The organism is Paraburkholderia gardini, from assembly GCF_907164575.1.
GTDB lineage: Bacteria > Pseudomonadota > Gammaproteobacteria > Burkholderiales > Burkholderiaceae > Paraburkholderia > Paraburkholderia gardini.
In genome coordinates this window covers 138,746-149,925 of record NZ_CAJQYY010000005.1, presented here as the reverse complement: position 1 = coordinate 149,925, position 11,180 = coordinate 138,746, and the positions used below count along the sequence as shown (strand labels likewise).

Sequence of the window (11,180 nt, the reverse complement as noted above, 5' to 3'; positions counted from 1 at the left end):
GCTCAGGCGCTGCCGGATGCGATCGCGCGGGCTTCGTCGAACGCTTCGGGAAAGCCGAGATAGACCGGCTTGCCGCCCGTGCGCATCCGCACGAACAGCCGGTGCTCGACCTGATACTTGACGTTGCCGATCGCGAGCGCGCCGATACCGATGGCGTCGTGACGCGCGGCGCCGGCGAGCGGCTTGCCGTCGTCCATGACGTTCACGCCCGCGATGCCTTCGGGCGGCACCGCGTTGACGTCGGCGGCGATCAGCAGGTGCTTCGCGTGGGCGAGATCGGCGGGCGTCATCAGCTGCACGCCCGCTGCGGCCGTCGCGAACACGATTTCCGCGCGGGCGAGCGCCGCGTGCAGGTCCGCGGGCGAACCGGCCGCCACGCCCGAGGTCGCGATGTCGAAGCGGCGGTTGATTTCGTCGCTGACCTGGGTGGCGCGCGCGCGGCTCGTGTGGCTCGCGATCACGACGTCCGCGCCAAGCGAGGCCGCCATCGCCGCCGCGACGCGTCCCACGGCGCCCGTGCCGCCCAGGATCAGCACGCGCTTGCCGCCGGGTTCAGTCTTGTGCTCCTTCTTCAGATGACGCTCGACGAGCGCGACCAGTGCGGCCGCCGTGGTGTAGGCGCCGCTCGGGTCCGCGAATACCGATACCTCGAACGGCGGCACCATCGCCTGGCGGGCGAGGTCGAGCATGTCGGCGGCCAGCATCACGTCGCGTCCGCCGATAAAGATGCCGGTGCGCGACACCCCCTTCGGGCCGCGCGAAAAGATGGCGTCCTGGGTGAGCTGCACAACGCTCTCCTCGCCGACGTTGCAGTACGGCACGACGATCTGGTAGCCGGCGTCGGCGGCCATGTTGACGTCGAACGGGCTCATCTGCGGCGTGGCCGTGAACATGTGCAGGATGTAAGGCCTTTCAGTGGCTTCGGACATGGGCGTAGGCTCGTTTCAGGTGGGCGTCACGCGCGGTGCGGCGGGACGACGGAACAGGTCGGGCGCAACGTGTGCGGACCGCGAAGGGCGGCGCTGAAACCGGGACGTGTCATGGCGTGCCGATTCCGCATTGCTGCAGGTCGACGGCGCGCAGCGTCGCGCCGCGATTGCGGCCCGTGACGATCGAACACGCGATGCCGGGTCTGCCGCGCGTCGCGTGCTGGGCCGTGGCGAGCGCGTGCGCGGCTTCTTCCGCGCTGCGCACGAACGCAAAACCGGTCGGCCCCCACGAGGTCTGGCCGATGCCGGCCGTCTGCCGCGCCGCGACCGCTTCGAGCGCGGCGGCGACGGCGGGGCTCGAATACACGCCGCCCTGCACCGGCGCGAAATATTCGCCGATCGTCTGCTGCATTTCGGTGATGCCGTCGGCGAAGGCGTCGAAGTCGCTTTCCGCGACGCCGGGCAGAATGCGCAGCAGCACGAGATGACACAGATGGGCGGCGAGCGCCTGCGGAAACGGCGCGAGCGAGGCGAGGCCGCGTTTTTCGGCGTCGCCATGCAGGCCTTCGCGCGTGGTGTCGTCGACGAGCAGGATGCGCCATGCGTCCGGAAACGGCTGGCGGAACAGTAGCGGCGGCGCTTCGGTATGAACGTGGCCCGCCGGATCGTGCGCCTGCGCGGGTCCGCCGTCGACCAGAAAGCCCCCGTGATCGAAGCCGAGCGTGCCGATGCCCGAGCGCGCGCCGCGCCCCAGCATGCGTGCGATTTCCGCGCTGCCCGGCGACCGGCCGGCGAGGCGCGCGTAAGCCGTGCCGATCGCAAGGGCGAGCTGCGTGCCAGAACCGAGGCCCGTGTGCGCACGCGGCGCGCGCTGGACATCGATAGCGACGGCGGGTCCGTCCCACGCGGCGCGCAGCGTCTCCACGTAGCGTTCGACGCGTGCGTGCGCGGCATCGCCACGGGTGGTTTCGATGCGCATGGCGTCGGCGAGCCGCATCGTCACGCGCGTGCTGCGTTCGTCGATGGCGAGACCGACGCTGCCGAACGCGCGGCCGAGCGATCCGTTCGGATCGAGAAAGCCGAGATGCAGGCGCGCGGGCGCGTCGACCGTCACGGCCGATAGCGGGGCAAGGCCTCCGGATTGACTCTGCATCGTGAGCGTTCCTCGTTGGCAGGGGTGCGGGCGGCGTCCGGACCGGCGAAGACCCGCGCCACGCGCGGATCGCCTCGCATCTCGCGTGTCACGCGGACAGCACGCCGGAAACTGCAAGGCAAGAGCCGTACCAGAGCCGTGGACGTCGTTGTCCGCGGGCGTGTGGCGCTCAGGCCTTCGGCGCGTCGTACTTGATGTAGCGAAAGCGCTGGTCGTCTGCTGGCGTGCCTTCGAGCGGACCGCCTTCGAGGCCGGGTTGCCACTGGATCACTTCCTCGATTTTCGTGGCGAGCGCGAAGTCCTTGTCGGTGATGCCTTTGGCCGAATGCGTCTTCAGCTTCACGACGACAAACGCATACGAAACGGTCAGGTCCGGGTGATGCCATGCCGCTTCGGCCAGGTGGCCCACGGTGTTCACCACCATCAGCGTGCCCTTCCAGCTTTCCGTTTTGAACTTGCGGCGCAGCCAGCCATCGTCGAGGTACCAGTGCTGCAACGGACCCTGCAGGCGCTGCTGGATCTCCTCGTCGGAATACACGTGTTCAGCTTGAGTCATGGTGCGGGTCTCCGTCGTATCGGCAGGTTGAATCTGAAAGGGCTGCAAGCAGCGCGCCAGTCGTGCGGCGGCGCCCCCCCCCGGCAGCCGTGTTTTCGCTCGCCCCGGTCGATGCGTGAAACATGCCGCTGCACCGGCCTTGCGTGAGGCTGCATAGGGGACAGGCAGGTGCCGGCGATCGGTCATGCTGCGTCGCCGCATGACAGCATGTGCTTGCGAGCGAATCAGCACGCATGACAAATCGCGTATTTGACACAGTATGTGTCGCAATCCGAATGATCGTGTGTCGCCAGCGGCGGGCGGCTGTGTCACTTCGCGGCGAAACGCGCGTGCCAGGCGCGTTAGCCCTGTTCCGGCATGGAATATGCAAACGCTCTCCGGAAGCAAGAACCTGGCGACGAATCAGGCGAAGCACGGTCGTTACCCGTATCCGAGCCAGGCGCACTCGGTGCGACACGGTAGCGCGGTCATTGACGAATCGGACGGCTTCATCAATCTGGAGGAGACATGAACGTACGCACCCTGGTTCTCGGACTGGCGGTGGTAGCGGCGACGGCCCTGAATTCATTTGTTGCACAGGCCGATCCGCAGCTCGACACGCTGATCAAGAACCCATCGAACTGGGCGGCACAGGCGGGCGATTACTCGAATCACCGCTACAGTCCACTCAAGCAGATCAACGAAAGCAATGTGGGCAAGCTGCAGGTTGCGTGGACGATGTCCACTGGCGTCCTGCGCGGTCATGAAGGCTCACCGCTCGTCATCGGCGACACGATGTATATCCACTCGCCGTTTCCTAACAAGGTCATCGCGATCAACCTGAAGGATCAGACGTTCATCTGGCAATACGAGCCGAAGCAGGACACGCAGGTGATTTCGGTGATGTGCTGCGACACGGTCAATCGCGGCCTCGCTTACGGCGACGGCAAGATCTTCCTCCAGCAGGCCGATACGAAACTCGTCGCGCTGGACGCGAAGACGGGCGATGTGATCTGGACCGCGCAGAACGGCAATCCGAAAGCGGGTGAAACCAACACCAACGCGCCGCACGTATTCGGCGACAAGGTGATCACCGGCATCTCGGGCGGCGAGTTCGGTGTGCGCGGCCGTCTGATCGCGTATGACATCAAGACCGGCAAGGAGGTCTGGAAGGCCTACAGCACGGGCCCTGACTCGGAAATGTTGATCGATCCCGACAAGACGATGACGTGGTCGGACGGCAAGATGACGCCGGTCGGCGCGGATTCGTCGCTCAAGAGCTGGAAGGGCGACCAGTGGAAGCTGGGCGGCGGCACCACGTGGGGCTGGTACGCATGGGATCCAAAGCTCAACCTTGTCTACTACGGCACCGGCAATCCGGGTACATGGAACCCGTCGCAACGTCCCGGTGACAACAAGTGGTCGATGTCGATCTTCGCGCGTGACCTGAACACCGGCATGGCGAAGTGGGTCTACCAGATGACCCCGCACGACGAATGGGACTATGACGGCGTCAACGAAATGATCCTCGTCGACCTGCCGATCGGCGGCAAGACGACCCCGGCACTCGTCCACTTCGACCGTAACGGCTTTGGTTACACATTGAATCGTGTGACCGGCCAGCTGCTGGTTGCCAACAAGTTCGACCCGGCGGTGAACTGGGCCAGCAGCGTCGATGTGAAATCGGGCCTGCCGGTGCGCGACGCGGCCTACTCGACGCAGAAAGCCGGTCCGGATCACAACGTCAAGGGCATCTGCCCGGCCGCGCTCGGTTCGAAAGACCAGCAGCCGGCGGCCTTCGACCCCGCGTCGAAGCTGTTCCTCGTGCCGACCAACCACGTCTGCATGGATTACGAGCCGTTCGATGTCGACTACGTGTCCGGTCAGCCGTTCGTGGGCGCGACGCTGTCGATGTATCCGGGTCCGAACGAGAACGGCGCGATGGGCAATTTCATCGCGTGGGATGCGGCGAAGGGCAAGATTGTCTGGTCGAAGCCGGAGAAGTTCTCGGTGTGGTCGGGCCCGCTCGTGACGGCTGGCGGCATAGCGTTCTACGGCACGCTTGAAGGCTATATCAAGGCCGTGCGCATCAAGGATGGCAAGGAACTGTGGAAGTTCAAGACGCCGTCCGGGATCATCGGCAACGTGTTTACGTACGAGTACCAGGGCAAGCAGTTCGTCGGCGTCTATTCGGGCATCGGCGGCTGGGCGGGTATCGGCATGGCCGCGGGCCTCCAGAAATCGACGGAAGGTCTCGGCGCGGTCGGCGGCTATCGCGAACTGGCGAAGTACACGGCACTCGGCGGCACGCTCTTCGTGTTCGCCATTCCAGGCGGCAACGGCTGATCGTATGCCTGGACGATGAAGTGAGGAACGACGCCCGCCGCGCAACGGTTCAGGGTTGCGCGGCGGCGTCAGCGGTAGCGGCACGACATATATGCTGCTGGCCGGAGTAATTTCGTTTCGCGACGCGTGCCGCACAGAGGCATGCGCGCGAAACCCATAAACCGATGGAGACGAACGCATGAAAGGCCGATTTTTCCTGCCGCTCGCGATGACACTCGTCGTGATGCCCGCATCCTTTGCCCAGACCAGCGGCGGGGCGATGAAACCGGTGGCTTACAAGGTCGTCGACGGCAACAAGGTCGATGCCGATACCTTGCAGGGATGGAGAACGTGGCGCGCGCTCGCGTGCGAACGGTGTCACGGCGCGAAGCAGGAAGGCCTCGTCGGCCCCTCGCTGATCGACGCATTCAAGACGCTCGACAAGACCGAATTCCATCGCACCGTATTTGGCGGACGCGTGGATAAAGGCATGCCGGATTTCAGCACCAGCACGATGATGCAGAAGAACTGGGAAAATCTGTATGCGTATCTGAAGGGCCGTTCCGACGGCAAGATCAACCCCGGCGATCTGCAGGCCATCGATGCCAAATGAAGCAATACATGAAGCAGTGCGCGATATAACAGGCGATACAACGTATGTGAGTGTTGTGTCGTGCCTCGTGAGCCGCTCGTCCCGTTCTCCCGGAGGTATCGATGGCTGATCGCAAGCAGGGCCCGCTCGCGCTCGCGCGCGTCGCCACGTTGTGCTGTGCAGGACTGGCGGCGCATGCCGCGTACGCCGATCCGCCCTTGCCGAACAACGATGGCAACGACGGCGTGCTGCGCGTCTGCGCGGACCCAAACAACATGCCCCTGTCGAACAACAAGGGTGAAGGCTACGAAAACCATATCGCCGCGCAGATGGCGAGCGATTTCGGCTACAAGCTCGAATACACGTATTTTCCGCAGCGAATGGGCTTTGTGCGGCACACGTTGCGCGACAAGGTGCCCGATACGGAAAACTTCAGGTGCGATCTGGTCATCGGCGTGCCGAAAGGCTACGACATGACGGCGACAACGCGTCCGTATCTGCATTCCACGTACGCGATGGTGTTCTCGAACCGCCCGGAACTGGCGAGCATCAATACACCCAGCGATCTGCTGAAGCTGCCGCCCGGGACATTAAGCAAGCTGCGTCTGGGCATTTTCTCGCAGACGCCGGCCGTCGACTGGCTGCTCGGCAACAACCTGATTGACCAGGCTGTGTCGTATCAGGCGCAAAGCGGCGATCCTGCTGCGTTTCCGGGCGAGATGATCGAACACGATCTGGTCGCGGGCAACGTCGACGTGGTGTTCCTGTGGGGGCCGATCGCGGGCTACTTCGCGAAGCGCGAGGGCGACAAGGTGAAACTCGTGCCGTTCCCGCCGACACCCGGCATCCGCTTCGACTATGAGATCTCGATGGGCACGCGCTACGGCGAGAAAACGTGGAATACCAAGGTCGATCAGTGGATCGGTGCGAACCAGAACAAGATCGACAAGATTCTCACGAGCTTCCAGGTGCCGATACTGCCGGTCGCGAGCGCGCCGACCGCTTCGCAATGAAGTGCCGGATGGGGTATGCGACGCGCAGTGCGGGTTGCTGCGCGTTTGCGTTTGTGTCCGCCGTCGCGATTGCTTTTGCGCTCATGCTGCCAGGCAGCGCGGCGTTCGCCGCGGACACGACAGCCGGTGGCGACATCACGCCCGCGGAGAAACTGCTCTTCATGACGACGCATATGAGCGGCGTCGAAGCGCTGACGGAACTCGACTACGCGTTCATTCTTTCCGGCCCGCCGGCGAAGATCAACGACACCGTCCGCGTGCTGGTGACGAGCCCCGCCAACGCGAAGAGCGATGCGCATATCACCGATCGCAGCGGCAACGTCGACGTTTCCTCCGAAGGGCTGCCGTGCAACCCCGTGATCCTTTATTTTCTCGAGCACGACGTTGCGGAGATGGAGCAGCTCACCGGCGGGCAGCGCCGTTATTTCCAGCGCCGCGTGCGTCTCGCGCTGGCGGCCGGACCGCCCATCACGCCCGTGGTGATGGAGGTGGGCGGCAAGTCCGTCAAGGCGCGCAAGATCGTGATCCAGCCGTACCTCGGCGATCCTAACGCGGCGCGCTTCGCGCAATACACCGGCAAGCGCTATACGTTCATCATCGCCGACGATACCGTGCCGGGGCGAGTCATGTCGATCCATACGGAGGTGCCGGGCGCGAACAACGATTTCGCGCATCCGCTCCAGACCGAATCGCTGAGTTTCACCGGCGCGTTGCGCAGCCTGGCACCACCGCCGGCCAAACCCGGCGAGCCGGCGCCGGTCAGGACACCGCAGGCGCCGCGTGCGAGTCGCTGAACGTGAACTTCATCCGCTCACTGACGCTGCGGCAGTTGCAGATTTTCGTGGTGGCGAGCCGCTACCCGAGCTTTGCGCGCGCGGCGGAGGAACTGCATCTGACGCAACCCGCGGTGTCGATGCAGATCCGCCAGCTCGAGGACGTGGTGGGCCTGCCGCTCTTCGAGCGCGTCGCGCGCAAGCTTTCGTTGACGGAGGCGGGTGAGCGTTTCTCGCATCACGCGAGCCGCATCATCGGCGAGATCAAGGATGCGGAAGACGCGATGACTTCGCTCACGCAGGCCGACAGCGGCTCGATTGCGGTGAGCATCGTGAGTTCGGCGACCTATTTCGCGCCCAAGCTGCTCGCGCTCTATTCGCAGCAGTATCCGAAAGTGGACGTGCGCTTTTCGGTGGGCAACCGGGAAACGCTGTTGCGCCTGCTGCAGGACAACGCGACCGATCTCGCGATCATGGGCCGCCCGCCGCCTGAACTCGGCACGACCGCCGAGCCGATGGCGTATCACCCGCATGTGATCGCCGCGCCGCTCTCGCATCCGCTGCGCGACGCGCGGAGTTTCGATCTGCAGGAGCTGGCAGGCGATACGTTCCTGCTGCGCGAGCCGGGTTCGGGCACACGCGCCGTGGTGGAGCACACGTTTCGTCAGCATCTGTTCCAGCCCGCGCGCACCGTCACGCTCGGCAGCAACGAGACCATCAAGCAGGCCGTCATGGCGGGAATGGGCGTGAGCCTGATTTCGCTGCATACGCTCGGGCTCGAACTGCGCACGGGCGAGATCGCGCTGCTCGACGTGAACGGCACGCCGATCGAGCGGACGTGGCAACTCGTGCATTCGCGCTCGAAGCAGTTGTCGCCGACCTGCCTCGCGTTTCGCCGGTTCCTGCTCGAACACGCCGAGCCGTTTCTCGAGAACGAATACGCGCAGTTCGCGTTCAGGCCGCCGAAGCGGGCCGCTGCGCGGATTCTCGAAGGTGCGGCGTCCGCCGGGCCAGGCCAGATAAAATGAGCACTGCGCTGCGGCGTGTGATTCTCGTGGCGCTGTCAGGTTTCGCGTTGATGTTGATGATGTCCGCGGCGCAGTCGGCGAGTGCGCTGAAAGTGCGGGAAATCGCGCCTGGTCTTTACGTGCATCGCGGGCAGGACGATGTCGCGACGCGCGCGAACCGGGGCGACATCGCGAATATCGGCTTTATCGTCGGCACGCGCTGCGTGGCGGTTATCGATACCGGTGGAACCGCGCAGGAAGGCCGCGCGTTGCGCGCCGCGATTCGCGCGGTCACGCCGCTGCCGGTCTGCTACGTGATCAACACGCACATGCATCCGGACCATATTTTCGGCAATGCCGCGTTCGAGCACGATCATCCGCAGTTTGTCGGCAGCGCGACGCTCGGCGAAGCGGAAATGTCGCACGCGGAAAGCTATCTGCGCGTGCTGCATCGCGAACTGGGCACGCTCGCCGAAGGCAGCACGATCGTGCCGCCGACGTTGCCGTTCAGCGGCGATCTGACGCTCGATATCGGCAATCGCGTGCTGAAACTGCGCACATGGAAAACAGCGCATACGAACAACGACGTGACGGTCTACGATGAAAGGAGCGGCACGCTGTGGCTCGCCGATCTGCTGTTCGTGCAGTGCATTCCGGTGATCGACGGCAGCGTGCTGGGCTGGCTCGACGATATCGCGACGATCCGTCAGATGAATCCGCGTCGCGTGGTGCCCGGCCACGGCCCGATCGACACGCCGTGGCGCCCCGCGCTCGATGCGGAAGAGGCGTATCTCGCCGGGCTGGTCCGGGATGTGCGTGCAGCCATCAGGCAAGGTGTGACGATGCAGCAGGCGATCGATACGATCGGACTCGATCAGCGCGACAGGTGGCGGCTTTTCGACATCTATCATCAGCGCAATGTGAGCGCCGCGTACGCCGAGCTGGAGTGGGAGCAGTAGATCGAGGAAGGGGAACATCATGAGCACGACAATGCGAACCACGCTGCACGGTTTGCTGATGGCGCTGGCCGGACTGACGACACTGGCCGCGCTTGCCGGTCATCCGTCGTTCGCCGCGCAGCCCGGCGACGATCCGGACAAAAGCGCGCGCTGGCTCGATTTCAGGGAAGGCACGTTCAAGGATCGCCCGATCGATGCGCATGGCGACAGCGTGATCCGCTTCGACGCACCCGCGCGCGCCGCCGATGCGGCGGTCGTGCCGGTTTCGATCACCGCGCAGTTTCCGCAGACGCCGTCGCGCTACATCAAAAAGCTGTACATGTTCATCGACGAAAATCCGGAGCCGTATGTCGGCTGGTTCGAATTCACGCCGGAGTCGGGGCTCGCGAGTCTGGAAACGCGGGTCCGCGTCGAGGATTACACGTATATGCGCGTGATCGCCGAGACGAACGACGGCCATCTGTATAGCGCGGTGCGCTTCATCAAGGCTTCCGGTGGATGCTCGGCGCCGGCCGGCAAGGACGACGCCGCCGCCGAAGCGAACGCGGGGCAGGTGCGCCTGCAGCCGCAAGGACCGTCGACGCCCGGCAAGCCGCAACTCGTGCAGCTGATGGTGCGCCATCCGAACCGTACCGGCATGGCGATGGACCAGGTGACGCGCCTGTATGCGTCGGCGTATTTCGTGCGCAAGGTGGCGGTGACGTACGCGGACAAACCCGTGATGACCGCGAACGTGAATTTTTCGATCAGCGAGAATCCGAACTTCCGCTTCTACTTCGTGCCGCATGATGGCGGCGTGCTGAAAGCGCACATCGAGGATACGAAGAACCGGCAGTTCGACAGCCAGGTCGCGATCGGTCCGCATCCGGCCGCGCAGCAAACGTCGTCGGCGACGCCTTGAAGGGGACGGACCAGTTCCTGCGTCGCGCGTGGGTGGCCGCTTTCGCGGCGTGCGTAGCCATGCGGGTCGCGCACGCGGATGCCACAACGGATAGAGCGCCCGTTCAGCCGCCGCATCCATTGACCGTGCCGGTACCGGTTCAGGTCGCGCAGGGCGTCTATGTGATGGAAGGCAATGGCGAAGCCGTCGCGCCGGCGAATCGCGGGGTCGTCGCGAACAACGGTTTTATCGTCGGCAAGCGTGGTGTGACGGTGATCGACACCGGTTCGTCGTACCGCTATGGCCGCGCGATGATCGAGGCGATCCGCGCGATTACGCCGTTGCCGGTCGAGCGCGTGATCATCACGCATCAGGCGCCGGAATTCGTGTTCGGCGCCGCGGCGTTTCGCGATCGCGATATCCCGATCCTCGCGCACCGGCGCGCGGCCGAACTGATTCGCGACCGTTGCTGGATCTGCCTGAAGAACCTGCGGCGCACGCTCGGCGAAGATGAAATGGCGGGTTCGCGCGTGACGGTGCCCGACCATACCGTCGACAGCACGACGACGCTCGATTCCGGCGGTCGCGCACTCCAGCTGCTGTATTTCGGCCCGGCCGCCACGCCGGGAGACCTCGCCGTGCTCGACACGGCGACGGGCGTGCTGTTCGCCGGCGGACTGGTGAGCGTCGGGCGCATTCCCGAACTGCGCAACGAGAGCATTCCGGGCTGGCTCGCCGCGCTGCGGAAAATCGGCTCGCTCGATGTGCATATCGTGGTGCCGGGCTTCGGACCGCCCGTGGCGCCCGGCGGCATCGCCCCGACGGGCGCCTATCTGCGCGAACTGGATGCGGGCGTGCGCCGCGCGTACGCGTCGGGCGCCGGACTGAGCGAAGCGATGCGCACCGTCCAGACGCCGGATTTCAGGCAATACCGGCTTTACCCGACCGCGCAGCCGGCGAACGTGCAACGGCTGTATCTGCAACTGGAAAAGCAGTGACGTCACGCGGTATTGA

General features: G+C 64.8%; 12 protein-coding genes. 9 read left to right on the top strand and 3 right to left on the bottom strand.

The genetic code is table 11. The annotated features are described in order from the left end of the window. Nucleotides 1–2: 2 nt before the first annotated feature. The 3 genes from LPA34_RS06020 to LPA34_RS06010 all read right to left on the bottom strand — a co-directional run bounded on the left by LPA34_RS06020 (nucleotide 3) and on the right by LPA34_RS06010 (nucleotide 2,638). On the bottom strand, nucleotides 3–929 hold the full coding sequence (locus LPA34_RS06020) for an NAD(P)-dependent methylenetetrahydromethanopterin dehydrogenase (protein WP_228975978.1): 927 nt from the start codon (nucleotides 927–929) through the stop codon (nucleotides 3–5). 109 nt (nucleotides 930–1,038) lie between these two features. Beyond that, complete coding sequence (locus LPA34_RS06015; RefSeq protein ID WP_228975976.1) at nucleotides 1,039–2,082, bottom strand: beta-ribofuranosylaminobenzene 5'-phosphate synthase family protein; 1,044 nt, start codon at nucleotides 2,080–2,082, stop codon at nucleotides 1,039–1,041. Between the two features lie 169 nt (nucleotides 2,083–2,251). Next, nucleotides 2,252–2,638: a 4a-hydroxytetrahydrobiopterin dehydratase gene (locus tag LPA34_RS06010; protein WP_228975974.1), complete on the bottom strand. Its 387-nt coding sequence runs from the start codon at nucleotides 2,636–2,638 to the stop codon at nucleotides 2,252–2,254. Between the two features lie 364 nt (nucleotides 2,639–3,002). Here LPA34_RS06010 and LPA34_RS06005 point away from each other — a divergent pair, with 364 nt between their 5' ends. From LPA34_RS06005 to LPA34_RS05965, 9 genes are all read left to right on the top strand, one after another. Continuing rightward, complete coding sequence (locus LPA34_RS06005; protein ID WP_228975973.1) at nucleotides 3,003–3,149, top strand: hypothetical protein; 147 nt, start codon at nucleotides 3,003–3,005, stop codon at nucleotides 3,147–3,149. After that, on the top strand, nucleotides 3,146–4,963 hold the full coding sequence (locus LPA34_RS06000; protein WP_228975971.1) for a methanol/ethanol family PQQ-dependent dehydrogenase: 1,818 nt from the start codon (nucleotides 3,146–3,148) through the stop codon (nucleotides 4,961–4,963). Before LPA34_RS06005 ends, LPA34_RS06000 begins: the two co-directional genes overlap by 4 nt. 178 nt (nucleotides 4,964–5,141) lie before the next feature. Beyond that, nucleotides 5,142–5,555 carry a c-type cytochrome gene (locus LPA34_RS05995; protein WP_228975969.1) on the top strand — a complete coding sequence of 138 codons (414 nt, stop codon included), beginning with the start codon at nucleotides 5,142–5,144 and terminating at the stop codon, nucleotides 5,553–5,555. Nucleotides 5,556–5,656: 101 nt separating this feature from the next. Beyond that, complete coding sequence (locus tag LPA34_RS05990) at nucleotides 5,657–6,547, top strand: quinoprotein dehydrogenase-associated putative ABC transporter substrate-binding protein (protein WP_228975966.1); 891 nt, start codon at nucleotides 5,657–5,659, stop codon at nucleotides 6,545–6,547. Between the two features lie 8 nt (nucleotides 6,548–6,555). Beyond that, nucleotides 6,556–7,341, top strand: coding sequence for a hypothetical protein (locus LPA34_RS05985; RefSeq protein ID WP_407672461.1), 786 nt, complete (start codon nucleotides 6,556–6,558; stop codon nucleotides 7,339–7,341). A gap of 2 nt (nucleotides 7,342–7,343) precedes the next feature. Beyond that, nucleotides 7,344–8,348, top strand: coding sequence for a LysR family transcriptional regulator (locus LPA34_RS05980; RefSeq protein WP_228975964.1), 1,005 nt, complete (start codon nucleotides 7,344–7,346; stop codon nucleotides 8,346–8,348). Continuing rightward, nucleotides 8,345–9,286: a quinoprotein relay system zinc metallohydrolase 2 gene (locus LPA34_RS05975; RefSeq protein WP_228975962.1), complete on the top strand. Its 942-nt coding sequence runs from the start codon at nucleotides 8,345–8,347 to the stop codon at nucleotides 9,284–9,286. Before LPA34_RS05980 ends, LPA34_RS05975 begins: the two co-directional genes overlap by 4 nt. 19 nt (nucleotides 9,287–9,305) lie before the next feature. Continuing rightward, nucleotides 9,306–10,187, top strand: coding sequence for a quinoprotein dehydrogenase-associated SoxYZ-like carrier (locus LPA34_RS05970; protein WP_228975960.1), 882 nt, complete (start codon nucleotides 9,306–9,308; stop codon nucleotides 10,185–10,187). Continuing rightward, nucleotides 10,184–11,164 (top strand): MBL fold metallo-hydrolase, encoded by a 981-nt coding sequence (locus tag LPA34_RS05965; protein WP_228975958.1) that lies wholly within the window; start codon nucleotides 10,184–10,186, stop codon nucleotides 11,162–11,164. The genes LPA34_RS05970 and LPA34_RS05965 overlap by 4 nt, the downstream gene beginning before the upstream one ends. Nucleotides 11,165–11,180 lie beyond the last annotated feature (16 nt).

Coding starts and splice junctions, on each gene's coding strand:
- LPA34_RS06020 (WP_228975978.1), bottom strand. CDS start 929: ATGTCCGAAGCCACTGAAAGGCCTTACATCCTGCACATGTTCACGGCC.
- LPA34_RS06015 (WP_228975976.1), bottom strand. CDS start 2,082: ATGCAGAGTCAATCCGGAGGCCTTGCCCCGCTATCGGCCGTGACGGTC.
- LPA34_RS06010 (WP_228975974.1), bottom strand. CDS start 2,638: ATGACTCAAGCTGAACACGTGTATTCCGACGAGGAGATCCAGCAGCGC.
- LPA34_RS06005 (WP_228975973.1), top strand. CDS start 3,003: ATGCAAACGCTCTCCGGAAGCAAGAACCTGGCGACGAATCAGGCGAAG.
- LPA34_RS06000 (WP_228975971.1), top strand. CDS start 3,146: ATGAACGTACGCACCCTGGTTCTCGGACTGGCGGTGGTAGCGGCGACG.
- LPA34_RS05995 (WP_228975969.1), top strand. CDS start 5,142: ATGAAAGGCCGATTTTTCCTGCCGCTCGCGATGACACTCGTCGTGATG.
- LPA34_RS05990 (WP_228975966.1), top strand. CDS start 5,657: ATGGCTGATCGCAAGCAGGGCCCGCTCGCGCTCGCGCGCGTCGCCACG.
- LPA34_RS05985 (WP_407672461.1), top strand. CDS start 6,556: ATGGGGTATGCGACGCGCAGTGCGGGTTGCTGCGCGTTTGCGTTTGTG.
- LPA34_RS05975 (WP_228975962.1), top strand. CDS start 8,345: ATGAGCACTGCGCTGCGGCGTGTGATTCTCGTGGCGCTGTCAGGTTTC.
- LPA34_RS05970 (WP_228975960.1), top strand. CDS start 9,306: ATGAGCACGACAATGCGAACCACGCTGCACGGTTTGCTGATGGCGCTG.